Here is an 18,313-nt window from a genome sequence, read left to right on the forward strand (position 1 = left end):
TCATACATAAGAAAAGGCCCCACCGGAGTGGAGCCTTCATTCTATACCCGTCGCCCTTCAAATTGCAGGGGTGTTGGCTGCATTCCCTCACCCGAATCACTTACCTGAGTAAGCTCATCGGGATTCACTCTCTTGCCGCCTACCTGCAATTCGAATGTCATAGGGTAATGCCTTTTCAGACAAACCGTGAATTACATGGTTTGAGTGAAGGTACGGGTAATAACGTCCTGCTGTTGTTCTTTAGTCAGGGAGTTAAAACGTACAGCGTAACCAGAAACACGAATGGTCAACTGAGGATATTTCTCAGGGTGTTCCATCGCATCCAGCAACATTTCACGGTTCATTACGTTCACGTTCAGGTGTTGACCACCTTCGATGGACGCTTCGTGGTGGAAGTAACCATCCATCAGACCCGCGAGGTTAGTTTTACGAACTTCGTCGTCTTTACCCAGTGCGTTAGGAACGATAGAGAAGGTGTAAGAGATACCATCTTTAGCGTAAGCAAACGGCAGTTTAGCAACGGAGGTCAGAGAGGCAACAGCACCTTTCTGGTCACGACCGTGCATTGGGTTAGCACCAGGACCGAATGGAGCGCCTGCACGACGACCGTCTGGGGTGTTACCGGTTTTCTTACCATAAACCACGTTAGAGGTGATGGTCAGAACAGACTGAGTCGGGATAGCGTTACGGTAAGTAGTCAGTTTCTGAATTTTCTTCATGAAACGTTCTACCAGGTCAACAGCGATGTCATCTACGCGAGAATCGTTGTTACCGAACTGCGGGTATTCGCCTTCGATTTCGAAGTCTACAGCCAGGCCGTCTTCGTCACGAATTGGTTTAACTTTCGCGTACTTGATTGCAGACAGGGAGTCAGCTGCAACAGACAGACCCGCGATACCACAAGCCATGGTGCGAACAACGTCACGGTCATGCAGAGCCATCAGAGACGCTTCGTAGCTGTACTTATCATGCATGTAGTGAATGATGTTCAGCGCGGTGACGTACTGTTTAGCCAACCAGTCCATGAAGTGATCAAGACGGTCAAGAACGTTATCGTAGTCCAGAACGTCAGCCATGATAGGCGCTTCTTTAGGACCGATCTGCAGTTTCAGTTTTTCATCAACGCCGCCGTTGATTGCATACAGCATGGTTTTCGCGAGGTTAGCACGAGCACCGAAGAACTGCATTTGCTTACCAACAACCATTGGGCTTACGCAGCAAGCGATCGCGTAGTCGTCGTTGTTAAAGTCAGGACGCATCAGATCATCGTTCTCGTATTGCAGAGAAGAGGTATCGATGGAAACTTTAGCAGCAAATTTCTTGAAGTTCAGTGGCAGTTTTTCAGACCACAGAATAGTGATGTTCGGCTCCGGAGACGGCCCCATGGTGTACAGGGTGTTCAGGAAACGGAAGCTGGATTTGGTAACCAGAGTACGGCCATCTACGCCCATACCGGCGATAGATTCAGTTGCCCAGATTGGGTCACCAGAGAACAGCTCATCATACTCAGGGGTACGCAGGAAGCGAACCATACGCAGTTTCATGACCAGGTGGTCAATCATTTCCTGAGCTTCTTGCTCGGTGATTTTGCCTGCTTTCAGGTCACGTTCGATGTATGCATCCAGGAAGGTGGATACGCGGCCGAAGGACATTGCAGCGCCGTTCTGAGATTTAACCGCAGCCAGGTAGCCGAAGTAAGTCCACTGAATCGCTTCTTGAGCATTTTTAGCAGGACCAGAGATATCGCAGCCATATTTAGCAGCCATTTCTTTGATCTGACCCAGAGCACGGTGCTGCTCGGAGATTTCTTCACGCAGACGGATAGTTGCTTCCAGATCTTCGCCGTTTTCCAGTTTGTTCTGCAGAGAATTGAACTGAGCAAATTTGTCTTTCATCAGGAAGTCGATACCGTACAGTGCTACACGACGGTAGTCACCAATGATACGACCACGACCGTAAGCATCCGGCAGACCGGTGATTACGCCTGATTTACGGCAGTTCAGGATGTCTTTGGTGTAAACGTCGAACACACCCTGGTTGTGAGTTTTACGGTATTCGGTGAAGATCTTTTTCAGCATTGGGTCAAGTTCACGACCGTATACTTTGCAAGAACCTTCAACCATTTTGATGCCGCCGAACGGAATAATTGCACGTTTCAGAGGAGCATCAGTTTGCAGACCCACGATAGTTTCGAGGGACTTGTTGATGTAACCAGCATCATGAGAGGTGATGGTGGAAGCGAGGTCAGTGTCGAAATCAACAGGCGCGTGAGTGCGGTTTTCCTGTTTAACACCTTCCATGACGCTGTCCCACAGAGTGGTAGTTGCTTCGGTAGCACCTGCCAGGAAGGATTCGTCGCCCTCGTAAGGGGTGTAGTTTTTCTGAATAAAGTCACGCACGTTGACTTCATTCTGCCATTCGCCTTTGGCAAAACCTTCCCAGGCTGTGGCTAACTTCTCATTAAGCTCGGACATTTAACACCTACCTTCTAATGTGGATTTCTTATTCCCTACGCCGTGGTTAGCACTTAGTGCTTATCGCCACCGCGCAGATAAATTACCCAGTACGTCAACCCAACCAGTAAACCACCGCCGATAATGTTCCCGATTGTCACAGGAATCAGGTTGTCAGTGATGAAGTTCAACACGGTCAAGTGTGTGAAATTGTCCGGAGACGACCCAACTGCGGTCCAGAATTCCGGGCTTGCAAAGTTGCGTACTACAATACCCATAGGGATCATAAACATATTTGCAATGCTGTGTTCAAAACCACAAGCAACAAACATGGCGACCGGGAGGATCATAGCAAACATCTTGTCCATCAAACTGCGACCAGAGTAGCTCATCCAGACGGCCAGACAGACCATCAGGTTAGCTAAAATACCGAGGCACACAGCTTCAATAAAGGTGTGATGCATTTTGTGGTCTGCGGTTTGTAAAACATTCAGACCCCACGCACCGTTCGCTGTCATATACATGCCCGACAGCCAAATCAGCAACACAAAGAGCAGTGCGCCAACCAAGTTACCAACGTAAACGTTGATCCAGTTTTTGGCGAGCTGTCCCCATGTAATACGGCCACTGGCTTTAGCGACAACAATCAACACCGTTGAGGTGAAGAGGTCTGCACCGCAAATGACACAAAGGATAAGCCCTAAGGAGAAGCAAGTCCCGCCAATCAGTTTCGCAATCCCAAAGGGAATGGTTGCAGTACCTGTAGTGGCAGTGATGTAAAAGACAAAGGCAATCGAGATGAACATGCCCGCAGTGATCGCTAAATAAAACGTGGTCAGCGGGTGTTTTGTTGCTTTATAGACGCCAGCATCTTCGGCGACTTTCGCCATAGCAGCGGGGAGCAATAGATCAAAAGGGTTGTCAGCTTTCACACTAACTCTCTCTTATTTAATTCGGCGAGGAGATACTAACAAAGCATTATAGAGTAAAATTTGATATGGATCATATCTCGCCAAGCTTATAGGCCTGAAAAAAGAAGGTGTTTATTCGTTTTTCAGTTCAAGTTGTTGATTGTAATGATAAAAATAAAGTTTAAAATTTATAATGTAATTTGATATTTAGCCTCTCAGCATCAGTGCCAGGTTAATTAGAATGGAGTATTTCAATAATTTGGCAACAATATTTGCAGTATAAAATAATAATATTTTCACTGATATTTAACTATTGAGTTACAAATGAAATTATTACGCTGCCAATAAAAACACGGGGCAATAAAAATCGCCCCGTAATATAGCGTAAACATTATAGTTTACGCACCTTTGAGTGATGTTTTGTTACTTTATTTCCAGAAAGCCGCTTTAGCTCGTTGCAGTTTTTCATAAGCTGCCAGCAGCGCCTGATGAGCCGGGAAAGCTTTAAGGTCACTGTCTACTGCTTGCAGGCCGTAGAATGGCGCTTCACCACTTAGCGCAGCACTGGCGGCCTCAACCGTTTCTGCACCGTACATGCGTACGAAGGCATTCAGATACTGCAGCGGCTGGCGATCTTCTTCCATCGCCAGCAACAGTAACGTTTGCAGGCAACGGTAGTAATTAGCACGCTCGGCGCTGAAAATAGACGCGTTAAACTCCATCGTCCATTCAGTCCAGATGAGTGCTTGCTCGGTATCACCGCCCGCCAACGCTAGCATGGCTTTCAATTCACCAATACGCAGCGTGTACCAACCATTGTCTTTGCCTGTTGCCAGACCAAGCAGTTCACGTACGCGGGTGAAATCATCGTGGCCTTCTTCATCTAATTGCGCGATGAGATCCAGATAGTCTTGCTTCTCCCACTCGCTCCCCGGCAGAGCCAGGATCGTGTCGCGAAGGTGATAACCCATATTGTTGTTAGCAAGCAGCAGATCTTCCGCAGGATAAATATCAGACATGCCAGGCACGATGATACGGCAAGCGTACACATCCAGATGTTGGTAGTCCGCGATGTAAACTTCCTGATCTTCTGCGTTAAAGATTGCCATTAATGTGGCGAACTCTTCTTCGGTTGTACCGGAGAAACTCCAGTCAACAAATGGATAGTCAGCATCTTGCTTGAACATATCCCAGGAGATCAGACCGCTGGAGTCGATAAAGTGAGTTTCGAGGTTGGCGTGCTCAGCCACTTCTTCGTCATCAAACGTTGGTGGAGTGAACACATCCAGATCTTTCAGGCCACGGCCTTGCAAAAGTTCGGTCACGGTGCGCTCTAATGCCACACCAAAGTCTGGGTGAGCACCGAACGACGCAAAACAGGTACCGTTTGCCGGGTTGAACAGTACAACACAGATAACCGGGTATTTGCCGCCTAAAGAACCGTCGTATGCGAAGATTGGGAAACCTTCAGCTTCCAGCGTGTTAATTGACTCAACCACGCCCGGATAGCGAGCCAGCACTTCTTGTGGGATCTCTGGCAGACTGATGCTCTCGGCAATAATGCGATTCTTGATATGGCGTTCGAAAACCTCTGAAAGCCCCTGTACGCGAGCTTCGTTTGCGGTGTTCCCTGCAGACATCCCATTTGAAACATACAGATTACCGATAATGTTCATCGGAATATAAACCGTTTCTAAATCGGACTGACGGGTAAATGGCAGAGCGCAAATTCCGCGTTCTTCATTACCGGATTGCAGGTCGATAAGCATACCCGCAGTCACTTCGTTTTCAGGATCGTAAAACGCACGCAGACGATCGTCGAGAATGCCTTCCGGCAGTTGCTCATCTTCTGGAATCGGGAACCACTTCTCGTTTGGGTAATGTACAAACGGGCCGTTGGCGATGGTTTTACCCAACCAGAAATCAGCAAAGAAATAGTTAGTCGACAGACGTTCGAAATATTCACCGAGGGCTGATGCTAACGCCGCTTTTTTTGTCGCGCCTTTACCATTGGTAAAGCACAGCGCGCTGTCTTTATCACGGATATGCACTGACCAGACGTTAGGCACCGGGTTTAACCAGGAAGCTTCTTCAATATTAAAGCCAAGGTCGGCGAGCTTAGTCTGGAAGCGAGCGATGGAATCTTCCAGTGCGGCATCTTTGCCAGGAATAAAGGTTTGAGTCATGAGGTTTCACTTTTGTCGTACGCAAAGCGCGCAATGATACGGGTTTTAGCGGGCGGACGCTATTGTCAGCCGCAAGCAGGCGGCAATAGCATAACAGGCTATGCTTACTGTCAGTAACCCACTGTTATGGCGGTATAAATGAAGAGCTTTGATCTCCAACGGATGGCTTTAAACGATGTTCCTCTCGATTTTCTCTGGGAAGTCTCTCTTCGTAGCCTCTACACCTTTATATTAGTGTTCCTGTTTTTGAAGATAACCGGGAGACGTGGCGTACGGCAGATGTCGCTCTTTGAAGTGTTGATAATCCTGACGCTCGGCTCAGCGGCTGGGGACGTTGCGTTCTATCATGACGTTCCGATGTTGCCAGTTTTCGTCGTATTTATCACACTCGCCTGTTTGTACCGTTTGGCAATGTGGTTGATGAGCCACAGCGAAAAACTGGAAAATCTCCTCGAAGGAAAACCGGCGGTTATTATCGAAGATGGGGAGTTTGCCTGGGAGAAAATGAATGCCCAGAACATGACCGAATTTGAGTTTTTTATGGAGTTACGCCTGCATGGCGTGGAGCATCTGGGGCAGGTGCGCCTGGCGATTCTTGAAACCGATGGTCAGATTAGCGTTTATTACTTTCCGGACGATCTTGTCCGCCCTGGGCTGTCGATATTGCCAGAATATTGCAGTGAACGCTTCGAAGTGACGCCCGAGGATGGAGATTATGCCTGCATTCATTGTAGCGAAGTGCTGACATTCGATGCCGGGACAAAAATGAAGTGCCCGCGCTGCCAGCATCATTTATGGGTCAAAGCCAGTACCGCCAAACGAGTGACCTGACGGGCATTTATCGGGCGTTTAAATCAGCGGCTGGTTGATTCTGTTGTGTGATTTTGCGCACATTACCCCGCCGCGCCTGATTAACCATTGCAGCCTCTGCCACTGAATGATAAAACCGATACCGTGATAAAACTTATTGCTCTAAGCGTGGTGAGGGGAAATGACTCAGGTATACAATTTTAGTTCCGGCCCGGCGATGCTACCGGCTGATGTGCTCCGTCGTGCGCAACATGAACTTTGCGACTGGCAGGGTTTAGGCACTTCCGTAATGGAGATTAGCCACCGTGGTAAAGAGTTTATTCAGGTTGCTGAAGAAGCAGAAAAAGATTTTCGCGATCTGCTGCAAATCCCCTCGAACTACAAAGTTTTGTTCTGTCATGGCGGCGGTCGCGGTCAATTCGCAGGTGTTCCATTAAACCTGCTGGGCGACAAAACCACGGCTGACTACGTTGATGGCGGCTACTGGGCGAGCAGCGCAGTCAAAGAAGCGCATAAATACTGCACCCCTAATGTTATAGATGCCAAAGTCACCGTCGACGGCTTACGCGCCATCAAACCGATGAGCGAATGGCAGGTTTCTGAAGACAGCGCCTACCTGCATTACTGCCCGAATGAAACGATTGATGGTATCGCAACTCACGAAACGCCTGATTTTGGCGATAAAGTCGTTGTGGCTGATTATTCTTCTTCTATTTTGTCGCACCCGCTTGATATTAGCCGTTTCGGCGTAATCTACGCTGGTGCGCAGAAAAACATCGGCCCTGCGGGGTTGACGTTGGTAATAGTACGTGAAGATTTGCTCGGTAAAGCGCATAAAGCCTGCCCATCAATCCTTGATTACACCGTACTTAACGACAACGACTCCATGTTCAACACCCCGCCAACGTTTGCCTGGTATCTTTCCGGCCTGGTCTTTAAATGGCTGAAAGAGCAGGGGGGGGTGGAAGCCATGGATAAAACTAACAGGGCGAAGGCTGAACTGTTATATGGTGTTATCGATAAAAGCGATTTCTACCGTAACGATGTCGCCGCTGCTAACCGTTCACGCATGAACGTGCCATTCCAGTTGGCTGACAGTGCGCTGGATAAGCTCTTCCTTGAAGAGTCGTTTGCTGCTGGTCTGCATGCTCTGAAGGGCCACCGCGTAGTAGGCGGAATGCGAGCCTCTATCTACAATGCTATGCCGCTGGAAGGCGTAAAAGCATTAACCGACTTTATGGTCGACTTCGAACGTCGCCACGGTTAATTTTTGCTCGTTGTTATTCTCCCCGCGGCATGGTTCGCGGGGTTTTTATTCTGTTTGAGTTGAGAGTATTTTCCCCATGCTGGAATCCCTGACGTTACACCCCATCGCACTGGTCGACGGCACGATTAATCTTCCTGGTTCAAAAAGTGTTTCTAACCGCGCGCTGCTGCTTGCCGCACTCGCTTCTGGCACGACTGAACTGACTAATTTGCTGGATAGTGACGATGTGCGCCATATGCTTAACGCGCTGAAAGCATTGGGTGTAAACTACACGCTTTCTGCCGACCGTACGCGTTGTGAAGTGACAGGTATGGGGGGGCCATTACAGGCTGCAGGTGAACTGGAGTTGTTTTTGGGGAATGCGGGTACAGCAATGCGCCCATTGGCGGCAGCATTATGCCTGGGGAACAACAACATTGTGTTGACCGGTGAGCCGCGCATGAAAGAACGCCCGATTGGCCACCTGGTAGATGCTTTACGGCAGGGCGGCGCGCAGATTGATTATCTGGAGCAGGAAAATTATCCTCCATTGCGTTTACGTGGTGGCTTTAGCGGTGGTCAGGTTTCTGTTGATGGTAGTGTTTCTAGCCAGTTCCTGACCGCTCTCTTAATGACGGCTCCACTTGCTGCAAATGACACAGAAATCGCCATTAAAGGTGAGCTGGTATCGAAACCCTACATCGACATCACATTACACCTGATGAAAACCTTTGGTGTGGAAGTGGAGAACCGCGATTACCGCAGTTTTGTTATTCGTGGCGGCCAGCAATACATTTCACCGGGTGCTTATCTGGTGGAAGGTGATGCGTCTTCAGCGTCTTACTTCCTCGCTGCTGGTGCAATCAAAGGTGGCACGGTAAAAGTGACCGGTATCGGGCGCAACAGCGTGCAGGGCGATATCCGCTTTGCTGACGTTCTGGAAAAAATGGGCGCAAAAATCACCTGGGGTGAGGATTTCATCTCATGCGAACGTGGTGAGTTAAACGCTATTGATATGGACATGAACCACATCCCTGATGCGGCAATGACTATCGCTACAACTGCGTTATTTGCCAAAGGCACAACCACGCTGCGTAATATTTATAACTGGCGCGTCAAAGAAACTGACCGCCTGAGCGCGATGGCAACCGAGTTGCGTAAAGTCGGTGCCGTTGTGGAAGAGGGTGAAGACTACATTACCGTGACGCCACCGGCTCAGCTACAAATCGCGGAAATTGGGACTTATAACGATCACCGTATGGCGATGTGTTTCTCGCTGGTGGCATTGTCTGACACCCCGGTTACAATCCTTGACCCGAAATGTACTGCGAAAACTTTCCCTGACTATTTCGAACAATTAGCACGTATTAGCACCCCCGCTTAATGCGTGAAAACTTGCTCCGGTAGCACTGCGCACCGGAGCGATTTTCTGCAATAAACCTTTCACCGATGCAACTCCGTTTCCGTACCTCTTCCCTTATTGCACCCGCCTGCGCCGCTGTTAATCTCTCTTCCGATTTAGCTGATAAATTAATGATTTATTAAATTTATGATTCATCAACGGAAGATAATTATGAAGATTTTTAAAACGGTAGCACTGGTGACATTCATTGCAGGGGCGCTTGCGGGCTGTCAGGGTATGAATGGCGATAAAATAGCGTCGTCCGGTATGTCAGCTTACAAAGCGGCAACTCTTACCGATGCGGATGTTAAAGCGGTTGCCAACCAGTCTTGCAAAGAGATGGACAACCAAAATGAAATCGCCGGTAAATCGAGCAAGTACACAAAACGCCTGAACAAAATCGCGAAAGCGCTGGGCAACCAAATTAACGGCACCCCGGTAAATTACAAAGTCTATATGACCAGCGATATTAATGCCTGGGCAATGGCGAATGGCTGTGTCCGTGTGTATAGCGGTTTGATGGATATGATGAACGACAATGAAGTCGAAGGCGTTCTGGGCCATGAAATGGGGCACGTTGCGCTGGGGCATTCTCGCGAGAAACTACAAACTGCTTATGCCACTCTCGCCGCGCGAGATGCGGTTTCTGCTACCAGCGGTGTTGCCTCTCAACTTTCCCAGTCTCAGCTCGGTGATTTGGCAGAAGGCGTCATTAATGCCACGTTTTCCCGCAGTGAAGAATCAGAAGCCGATGACTTCTCTTACGATCTGCTGAAAAAACGTAAGATTAACACCCAGGGGCTGGCGAGCAGTTTTGATAAACTTTCCACGCTTGACGGCGGCACATCTAAATCTATGTTTGACTCACACCCTCCATCGGCCGAGCGCGCACAACATATTCGCGATCGTATCGCAGCTGACAAAAAATAATTCTATTTCACACTCTACGAACTGGCCTTCTGCCAGTTCGTACTCAAGTTGCGCAATTCTTCTACACTCAGCTTCATTAACGACGATAATTGGCATGAAAGATAACGGTCAGGATTCTGGCGGCGTATAATATGCGGCGTTGATATTTTAGGTCCGCAATTCCAGCGAGAGGAGAGTACGATGACGGCACCCGCCCCGGTAATAACGATTGATGGCCCAAGCGGCGCAGGTAAAGGCACGCTGTGTAAAGCCATGGCGGAAGCGTTACAATGGCATCTGCTTGATTCTGGAGCAATTTATCGAGTGCTAGCATTGGCGGCCCTGCACCATCAGGTTGACGTTGCCTCCGAAGATGCGCTGGTCCCGCTAGCGGCACACCTTGACGTCCGTTTTGTTGCGAATAATGGCAATCTGGAAGTGATCCTCGAAGGCGAAGACGTTAGCGCAGAAATTCGTACTCAAGAAGTGGCGAACGCGGCTTCCCAGGTGGCGGCTTTCCCTCGAGTTCGCGAAGCATTATTACGTCGTCAACGTGCATTCAGAGAGGCACCAGGCCTGATTGCTGATGGCCGTGATATGGGGACCGTGGTTTTCCCTGATGCGCCAGTAAAAATATTCCTTGACGCCTCCTCCGAAGAACGTGCGCACAGGCGTATGCTGCAGTTGCAGGAGAAGGGCTTTAGTGTTAACTTTGAGCGCCTTTTGGCAGAAATTAAAGAACGTGATGACCGCGATCGCAATCGGGCTGTAGCGCCGTTAGTGCCTGCCGCAGATGCGTTGGTGCTGGATTCAACCAGCATGTCCATCGACGATGTCATCAAACAAGCGCTGACATACGCGCAGAAAATTTTAACACCAGCACAGTAGAAATAGTGTGCTGGTGGCTGTTTTGTCATATTTGTCATGATATTGCCATAATGGTATCCTGACATATCGGGTAGTTTTTTACCCCTGTAACCTAAACCCTGTCGGCATGGAGCCAATGGCGGGGTATGTGAAACAACCCCATTCGGCGGGATGCTAAATGGACGTTAAACTAAAGAACCTTGAAGATTAACAACATGACTGAATCTTTCGCTCAACTCTTTGAAGAATCCCTGAAAACAATCGAAACCCGTCCGGGTTCCATCGTTCGTGGCGTAGTAGTTGCTATCGACAAAGACGTAGTACTGGTTGACGCCGGTCTGAAATCTGAGTCTGCAATTCCTGCAGAGCAGTTCAAAAACGCTGCTGGCGAGCTGGAAATCCAGGTTGGTGACGAAGTTGATGTTGCTCTGGACGCTGTTGAAGATGGCTTTGGCGAAACTCTGCTGTCCCGTGAAAAAGCTAAGCGTCACGAAGCTTGGATCACGCTGGAAAAAGCTTACGAAGAAGCTGAAACTGTGGTCGGTATCATCAACGGCAAAGTTAAGGGTGGCTTCACTGTAGAGCTGAACGGTATTCGTGCGTTCCTGCCAGGTTCCCTGGTTGACGTTCGTCCGGTACGTGACACTCTGCACCTGGAAGGCAAAGAGCTTGAGTTCAAAGTCATCAAGCTGGACCAGAAGCGTAACAACGTTGTTGTTTCTCGTCGTGCAGTTATCGAATCCGAAAACAGCGCAGAACGTGATCAACTGCTGGAAAACCTGCAAGAAGGCATGGAAGTTAAAGGTATCGTTAAGAACCTCACTGACTACGGTGCATTCGTTGATCTGGGCGGCGTTGACGGCCTGCTGCACATCACTGATATGGCATGGAAACGCGTTAAGCATCCAAGCGAAATCGTGAATGTTGGCGATGAAATTACCGTTAAAGTACTGAAGTTCGACCGTGAGCGTACTCGTGTGTCTCTGGGTCTGAAACAACTGGGCGAAGATCCATGGGTCGCAATCGCTAAGCGTTATCCAGAAGGTACCAAACTGACTGGTCGCGTGACTAACCTGACTGATTACGGCTGCTTCGTAGAAATCGAAGAAGGCGTTGAAGGTCTGGTTCACGTTTCCGAAATGGATTGGACCAACAAAAACATCCACCCATCCAAAGTTGTTAACGTTGGTGATGTAGTGGAAGTTATGGTTCTGGATATCGACGAAGAACGTCGTCGTATCTCCCTGGGTCTGAAGCAGTGCAAATCTAACCCATGGCAGCTGTTCGCTGAAACCCACAACAAGGGCGACCGCGTTGAAGGTAAAATCAAGTCTATCACTGACTTCGGTATCTTCATCGGCCTGGACGGTGGCATCGACGGCCTGGTTCACCTGTCTGATATCTCCTGGAACGTTGCAGGCGAAGAAGCAGTTCGTGAATACAAAAAAGGCGACGAAATCGCGGCTGTGGTTCTGCAAGTTGACGCAGAACGTGAGCGTATCTCCCTGGGTGTTAAACAACTCGCAGAAGATCCGTTCAACAACTACGTTGCGCTGAACAAGAAAGGTACTATCGTTACTGGTAAAGTAACAGCAGTTGACGCGAAAGGTGCTACAGTTGAATTAGCAGATGGCGTAGAAGGCTACCTGCGTGCTTCTGAAGCTTCCCGTGACCGCGTTGAAGATGCAACTCTGGTTCTGAGCGTAGGCGACGACGTTGAAGCTAAATTCACTGGCGTTGACCGTAAAAACCGTGTTGTAAGCCTGTCTGTTCGTGCTAAAGACGAAGCTGACGAGAAAGATGCAATCGCTTCTGTTAACAACAAACAGGAAGATGCACCGAACTTCTCTAACGCTATGGCTGAAGCATTCAAAGCAGCTAAAGGCGAGTAATCGTCTGAGCACTAAATCAGGGCGGCTACGGCCGCCCTTGTTCGATTGATTGGTGTAAGCTAATTTTCCTGAAAGGAAACCGGAGGAATCATGACCAAGTCAGAATTGATAGAAAGACTTGCAACTCAGCAATCTCACATCCCAGCGAAAGCTGTAGAAGATGCAGTAAAAGAGATGCTGGAGCATATGGCCTCTACTCTTGCCCAAGGTGAGCGTATTGAAATCCGGGGTTTCGGCAGTTTTTCCTTACACTATCGCGCACCTCGCACCGGACGTAACCCAAAAACTGGCGATAAAGTGGATCTGGAAGGTAAATACGTTCCGCACTTTAAACCAGGTAAAGAGTTGCGTGACCGCGCCAACATTTACGGTAATTAAATCTTCGGATTTAATCCCTAAGAACGGTACCTACGGGTGCCGTTTTTTTATGCCCAAAATCTCTCTTTTCGAGCAGGTTCGCAAAATCGTTAGCTCTATTTTCATTCTTCATAAAATGTCTGGAAACCTCCTCGTAATACTAATAAAGCGTCGCTGACGCAAACATAGAGATACCTCAGACTGCCCGTAACAGGGAGGTGGTCGTGGGAAATCTTATTGGGTTATGTTTCAGCGCAGTGTTTGGCATTGTCCCTTTAATGTGGCTGCCGTCGATTCCTCGTCTTCCGATTATGGCAGCCCTGTTTATTGCTACATTATGTATCGCGCTCATCCGCCATCAATGGGCGCGTTACGCAGCATTTGGCCTGCTCTGTTTGTGCTGGGCGTTATTTAATGCCAGAGAAACTCTGATGCCCTTTGAGCAATGGACGAGAAAAGCAGTAGTTGTTGAAGCCGTTGTTGAACGTAGTGATGGCAAACAGAATCATGAATTAAAAATCGTTTCTCTGGAGGGTAAAAGAGTTTTTCCTCCTGTAGGAATCAGAAGCTTGGGCAGCTATTTATCAGACGATCTTTGTGCTGGGCAACGTTTTCGCATGAAGGTGCACCTACGGCCAGTCCATGGGCAGCTTAACGAGGGGGGCTTCGATAGCCAGCGGTACGCCCTCGCGCAGCACCAACTTTTAAGCGCGCGTATTCTCGATGCAAAACGAATCTCTTCGGTATGCAGCTTGCGTTCCTACTGGCTTACTGCGGTAGAAAAGACGACACAACAGTTACCTTATCAAGGGGTCATTCTGGCCCTCGCTTTTGGTGAACGTGCTGGAGTGAGTGACGAGCAGAAAAACTTACTGCGCCAGAGTGGAACCGCTCATCTTATGGCTATCTCAGGGATGCATATTTCACTGGCTGCGATGGTCGGCTGGCTCATCGCTCGTTTAGTGCAATTCGCTTTTCCCGCTCATCGAATCCATTTCAGAATGCCTCTTCTCGCCAGCGTCTTTGCTGCGGCTATTTATACCTGGCTTGCAGGAGGAAACCCACCTGCTGCAAGAGCGCTAATTGGCGTAACGATCTGGTTATTTCTTCGGTTGCAGGGGCGTTATTGGTCGAGCTGGGAGGTATGGCTTTGTTGTATCGCAGGAATATTGATTTATGATCCCCTAACGGTATTGTCAGATAGCTTTTTGTTATCAGTATTGGCCGTGGCGTCTCTTATCTTCTGGTACCAGTGGATGCCGCTTCCTCGATTCATTGCTACGGCGAAAGGGATTTTTCGTTATCCATTGGCGTTATTGCACTTACAAATTGGCATTATGGTTTTGCTGTTGCCGCTACAAATTTTCATTTTCCACGGGCTCAGCCTCAGTGCACTGCTAGCAAATTTAGTGGCGGTGCCGTTGATTTCTTTTGCCGTTGTGCCGCTGCTATTGGCGGGCTTAGTACTCACTAATATTCCGTGGATAGGGGAGTATTTATGGTGGGGAGTGGATCGACTCTTAGCCCTGCTTTTTACTACGTTGGCATGGTTGCCAGATGGTTGGTTTGAAGTGGCTAAACGCTTTCAGATTCTCAGCCTCAGTGGTTGGATTGCCGTGTTTATCTACCGTTTATCGCTATGGCGCAGTGCGCCTTTCTCTATGATTGCGCTGATGCTGACGCTGGCTGTCTCCACCTCTCGGGAAGAGGAAAAAGACGATGCGTGGCAAGTTAATATGCTCGATGTGGGACACGGCCTGGCGATTGCCATTGTCCGGCAGGGTAAAGTCTTTTTATACGATACAGGGAATGCCTGGCCTGGAGGAGACGCGGCCCGGCAAGTGATTATTCCCTGGCTACGTTGGCACAATTTATCTCTTGAGCAGGTGGTCATCAGTCATGAGCACCTCGATCATCGGGGTGGATTGAATAGTTTGCTCTATGAATGGCCTGCGCTGAAAATTCGAAGCCCTTTGCGATGGGCAGGGCATCATCCCTGTTTTCAGGGGGAGCGGTGGGAATGGCAAGGTTTACAGTTTACCGTGCAGTGGCCACCGCCTCAGCCCGTAATGACGGGTAATAATGGCTCATGCGTGGTGATGGTCAGTGACGGGCACTTTCGCATTTTGCTTACCGGTGATGTGGAAGTCGAAGCGGAATTAGCTATGCTGAAGAGGCGATGGGGGCTGTTACATGCTGATATTGTTCAGGTGCCTCATCACGGTAGCCGTACTTCTTCGGGCGCACCGTTGTTACGTGCGGTAAAGGGAAGTGCTGCCTTAGCGTCCACATCGCGCTACAACGCCTGGCATTTACCGTCCAGTAAAGTAATCAAACACTACCAATCTCAGGGTTACGTTTGGTACGACACAGCACAATCAGGCCAACTCACTATCGATATAAATAGTGATAAATGGCAAATCAATGGCTTCAGAGCGCAAATTTTACCCCGTTGGTATCATCAGTGGTTTGGTGTATCGAGGGATAATGGGTAGAATATGCGGCTATTTCATCTAATGCTGGTTTGACTTAATGCATAACGATAAAGATCTATCCACGTGGCAGACCTTCCGCCGTCTTTGGCCGATAATCGCACCTTTTAAACCCGGTCTGATTGTGGCAGGGATTGCGTTAATCCTTAACGCTGCCAGTGATACCTATATGCTGTCTTTGCTTAAACCGTTACTGGATGATGGTTTTGGAAAAACCGATAAATCGGTTCTGCTATGGATGCCGTTAGTTGTTATCGCACTGATGGTGTTGCGTGGCGTTACGAGCTACGTCTCAAGCTACTGCATATCCTGGGTTTCCGGTCAGGTCGTCATGAACATGCGTCGCCGCCTGTTCAGCCATATGATGGGGATGCCGGTTGCGTTCTTCGACCAACAATCTACCGGTACGCTGCTTTCTCGTATTACTTATGATTCGGAGCAGGTTGCCTCTTCATCCTCAAGTGCACTGATAACGGTTGTGCGCGAAGGTGCGTCCATTATCGGCTTGTTCGTGTTGATGTTCTGGTACAGCTGGCAGCTTTCGTTGATTCTGATTGTCCTCGCACCAATTGTCTCTTTTGCGATTCGCATGGTTTCTAAGCGTTTCCGTAATATCAGCAAAAATATGCAAAACACGATGGGGCAGGTGACTACCAGTGCTGAGCAGATGCTGAAAGGCCATAAAGAAGTTCTGATCTTCGGCGGCCAGGAAGTTGAAACCGAACGCTTCAACAAAGTCAGCAACCGTATGCGTCGCCAGGGGATGAAACTGGTGTCGGCATCGTCTATTTCTGACCCAATTATTCAGCTGATTGCTTCTCTGGCACTGGCTTTCGTTATTTATGCCGCAAGCTTCCCAAGTGTGATGGAAACGCTGACCGCCGGTACCATTACCGTTGTGTTCTCTTCCATGATTGCACTGATGCGCCCACTGAAATCACTGACTAACGTGAATGCTCAGTTCCAGCGCGGTATGGCTGCTTGCCAGACGTTATTCTCTATCCTCGATTCTGAACAGGAAAAAGACGAAGGGACTCGCGTAATTGAGCGTGCTAAAGGCGACGTTGAATTCCGTGACGTAACCTTCACCTATCCTGGTCGTGAAGTGCCTGCGCTTCGCAATATCAATCTGACTATCCCTGCCGGGAAAACCGTGGCACTGGTTGGCCGTTCTGGTTCTGGTAAATCTACCATCGCCAGCCTGATGACGCGTTTTTACGATATTCAGGAAGGTAATATTCTGATTGATGGCGTGGATATTCGTGAGTACACCTTATCTTCTCTGCGTAACCAGGTCGCACTTGTTTCTCAGAATGTCCACTTGTTCAACGATACGGTAGCGAACAATATCGCTTACGCACGTACTGAGCAGTACGGCCGGGAAGATATCGAAAAAGCGGCACGCATGGCTTACGCTATGGACTTCATCGGCAAAATGGATAATGGTCTGGATACCATCATTGGCGAAAACGGTGTGTTGCTGTCTGGTGGTCAACGCCAGCGTATCGCCATCGCTCGTGCTTTGTTGCGCGACAGCCCAATCCTGATTCTTGATGAAGCGACATCTGCTCTGGATACAGAATCAGAACGTGCTATTCAGGCGGCGTTAGATGAGTTGCAGAAAAACCGTACTTCACTGGTGATTGCTCACCGTTTATCAACCATTGAACAGGCGGATGAAATCGTGGTGGTGGAAGACGGGCGCATCGTAGAACGCGGTTCACACGCAGAATTGCTTGAACATCGCGGGGTTTACGCCCAACTGCATCGGATGCAATTCGGTTCATGATAGAACGCATTTGGTCGGGGAAATCTCCTCTCTACCTTTTGCTGTTACCGCTCTCCTGGCTTTATGGCCTGGTGAGCGGTGCTATTCGTCTGAGCTACCGCTTAGGGCTTAAAAAGAGCTGGCATGCGCCCGTACCCGTGGTCGTTGTTGGAAATCTGACAGCGGGTGGTAATGGCAAAACGCCGGTTGTGATCTGGTTGGTAGAACAGTTGCAGCAGCGAGGGATTCGCGTGGGTGTGGTTTCTCGCGGCTACGGCGGTAAAGCAGAGCACTATCCGTTATTACTTGACCAAAAAACCACTACCGCCCAGGCGGGTGATGAACCGGTTCTTATCTACCAGCGTACCGGTGCGGCAGTTGCGGTTGCTCCGCGGCGAAGTGACGCGGTGCAAATGCTGGTGGAAAAAGTACAGCCGCAGTTAATCATCACCGATGACGGTTTGCAGCATTACGCGCTGGCGCGTGATAAAGAGATTGTAGTTGTCGATGGGGTCAGGCGGTTTGGCAACGGCTGGTGGCTTCCTGCCGGGCCAATGCGAGAACGTACTGGTCGCCTTGCTTCCGTTGATGCAGTTATCGCCAACGGTGGTGATGCAAAAGCGGGTGAAATTGCCATGACGTTGCAGCCCGGCGAGGCGGTGAATCTGCTGACGGGTGATCGTCGCCCGGTAAATCAATTGGAAAACGTAGTCGCCATGGCGGGTATTGGCCATCCACCACGCTTTTTCGCTACATTACAACAATGCGGCGTTACCCCTGTTCAGACTGTTAGCCTTGCCGATCATCAGGCTCTGAGCGAAAGCGATGTTGTAAAATTAGTCCAGGCGGGGCAAACCCTGCTTATGACTGAGAAAGATGCGGTGAAGTGCCGGGCATTTGTGAACGGCCACGATAACTGGTGGTATTTACCGGTTGATGCGCATCTGGCACAGCCCCAGGCTGATGCATTATTGCAGTCCCTTGTGGCGCTGGTGCGCGATGCGTAAGTGAGTGCGCCAG

The 18,313-nt window shown here is 49.3% G+C and carries 13 protein-coding genes; 10 read left to right on the forward strand and 3 right to left on the reverse strand.

What is annotated here, in order from left to right; genetic code table 11:
* Positions 1 to 191: 191 nt before the first annotated feature.
* From pflB to ycaO, 3 genes are all read right to left on the reverse strand, one after another.
* Positions 192 to 2,474 (reverse strand): formate C-acetyltransferase, encoded by a 2,283-nt coding sequence (pflB, locus tag AB1E22_RS16455; RefSeq protein ID WP_367596306.1) that lies wholly within the window; start codon positions 2,472 to 2,474, stop codon positions 192 to 194.
* A 53-nt stretch (positions 2,475 to 2,527) separates the two neighbouring features.
* The gene (gene focA / locus AB1E22_RS16460) at positions 2,528 to 3,385 is read right to left on the reverse strand and encodes a formate transporter FocA (protein WP_367596307.1); all 858 of its coding nucleotides are present in this window, start codon (positions 3,383 to 3,385) and stop codon (positions 2,528 to 2,530) included.
* Between the two features lie 407 nt (positions 3,386 to 3,792).
* Positions 3,793 to 5,550 carry a 30S ribosomal protein S12 methylthiotransferase accessory factor YcaO gene (gene ycaO / locus AB1E22_RS16465; protein ID WP_367596308.1) on the reverse strand — a complete coding sequence of 586 codons (1,758 nt, stop codon included), beginning with the start codon at positions 5,548 to 5,550 and terminating at the stop codon, positions 3,793 to 3,795.
* A 138-nt stretch (positions 5,551 to 5,688) separates the two neighbouring features.
* Here ycaO and AB1E22_RS16470 point away from each other — a divergent pair, with 138 nt between their 5' ends.
* The 10 genes from AB1E22_RS16470 (at position 5,689) to lpxK (ending at position 18,300) form a co-directional block, all read left to right on the forward strand.
* The gene (locus tag AB1E22_RS16470; protein ID WP_367596309.1) at positions 5,689 to 6,381 is read left to right on the forward strand and encodes a YetF domain-containing protein; all 693 of its coding nucleotides are present in this window, start codon (positions 5,689 to 5,691) and stop codon (positions 6,379 to 6,381) included.
* Between the two features lie 160 nt (positions 6,382 to 6,541).
* Entirely contained in the window at positions 6,542 to 7,627 is a 1,086-nt protein-coding gene (gene serC / locus AB1E22_RS16475; RefSeq protein ID WP_367596310.1) for a 3-phosphoserine/phosphohydroxythreonine transaminase, read from the forward strand.
* 79 nt (positions 7,628 to 7,706) lie between these two features.
* Complete coding sequence (aroA, locus tag AB1E22_RS16480) at positions 7,707 to 8,990, forward strand: 3-phosphoshikimate 1-carboxyvinyltransferase (protein ID WP_367597387.1); 1,284 nt, start codon at positions 7,707 to 7,709, stop codon at positions 8,988 to 8,990.
* A gap of 189 nt (positions 8,991 to 9,179) precedes the next feature.
* Positions 9,180 to 9,938 carry a M48 family metallopeptidase gene (locus AB1E22_RS16485; protein WP_367596311.1) on the forward strand — a complete coding sequence of 253 codons (759 nt, stop codon included), beginning with the start codon at positions 9,180 to 9,182 and terminating at the stop codon, positions 9,936 to 9,938.
* 180 nt (positions 9,939 to 10,118) lie between these two features.
* Positions 10,119 to 10,805, forward strand: coding sequence for a (d)CMP kinase (gene cmk / locus AB1E22_RS16490; protein WP_367596312.1), 687 nt, complete (start codon positions 10,119 to 10,121; stop codon positions 10,803 to 10,805).
* Positions 10,806 to 10,999: 194 nt separating this feature from the next.
* Positions 11,000 to 12,676, forward strand: a complete 1,677-nt coding sequence (gene rpsA / locus AB1E22_RS16495; RefSeq protein WP_367596313.1) for a 30S ribosomal protein S1 — start codon at positions 11,000 to 11,002, stop codon at positions 12,674 to 12,676.
* A 90-nt stretch (positions 12,677 to 12,766) separates the two neighbouring features.
* Entirely contained in the window at positions 12,767 to 13,054 is a 288-nt protein-coding gene (gene ihfB, locus AB1E22_RS16500) for an integration host factor subunit beta (protein WP_034456367.1), read from the forward strand.
* A gap of 203 nt (positions 13,055 to 13,257) precedes the next feature.
* Complete coding sequence (locus tag AB1E22_RS16505) at positions 13,258 to 15,528, forward strand: ComEC family protein (RefSeq protein WP_367596314.1); 2,271 nt, start codon at positions 13,258 to 13,260, stop codon at positions 15,526 to 15,528.
* A gap of 37 nt (positions 15,529 to 15,565) precedes the next feature.
* Entirely contained in the window at positions 15,566 to 17,314 is a 1,749-nt protein-coding gene (gene msbA / locus AB1E22_RS16510; RefSeq protein WP_367596315.1) for a lipid A ABC transporter ATP-binding protein/permease MsbA, read from the forward strand.
* Positions 17,311 to 18,300 (forward strand): tetraacyldisaccharide 4'-kinase, encoded by a 990-nt coding sequence (gene lpxK, locus AB1E22_RS16515; protein WP_367596316.1) that lies wholly within the window; start codon positions 17,311 to 17,313, stop codon positions 18,298 to 18,300. The genes msbA and lpxK overlap by 4 nt, the downstream gene beginning before the upstream one ends.
* Positions 18,301 to 18,313 lie beyond the last annotated feature (13 nt).

The sequence above is a fragment of the Buttiauxella gaviniae genome, from assembly GCF_040786275.1.
Lineage (GTDB): Bacteria > Pseudomonadota > Gammaproteobacteria > Enterobacterales > Enterobacteriaceae > Buttiauxella > Buttiauxella gaviniae_A.

Excerpts from the sequence above, each read along its gene's own strand:
- pflB (WP_367596306.1), bottom strand. The coding sequence starts at position 2,474 with ATGTCCGAGCTTAATGAGAAGTTAGCCACAGCCTGGGAAGGTTTTGCC.
- ycaO (WP_367596308.1), bottom strand. The coding sequence starts at position 5,550 with ATGACTCAAACCTTTATTCCTGGCAAAGATGCCGCACTGGAAGATTCC.
- AB1E22_RS16470 (WP_367596309.1), top strand. The coding sequence starts at position 5,689 with ATGAAGAGCTTTGATCTCCAACGGATGGCTTTAAACGATGTTCCTCTC.
- serC (WP_367596310.1), top strand. The coding sequence starts at position 6,542 with ATGACTCAGGTATACAATTTTAGTTCCGGCCCGGCGATGCTACCGGCT.
- AB1E22_RS16485 (WP_367596311.1), top strand. The coding sequence starts at position 9,180 with ATGAAGATTTTTAAAACGGTAGCACTGGTGACATTCATTGCAGGGGCG.
- cmk (WP_367596312.1), top strand. The coding sequence starts at position 10,119 with ATGACGGCACCCGCCCCGGTAATAACGATTGATGGCCCAAGCGGCGCA.
- rpsA (WP_367596313.1), top strand. The coding sequence starts at position 11,000 with ATGACTGAATCTTTCGCTCAACTCTTTGAAGAATCCCTGAAAACAATC.
- ihfB (WP_034456367.1), top strand. The coding sequence starts at position 12,767 with ATGACCAAGTCAGAATTGATAGAAAGACTTGCAACTCAGCAATCTCAC.
- msbA (WP_367596315.1), top strand. The coding sequence starts at position 15,566 with ATGCATAACGATAAAGATCTATCCACGTGGCAGACCTTCCGCCGTCTT.
- lpxK (WP_367596316.1), top strand. The coding sequence starts at position 17,311 with ATGATAGAACGCATTTGGTCGGGGAAATCTCCTCTCTACCTTTTGCTG.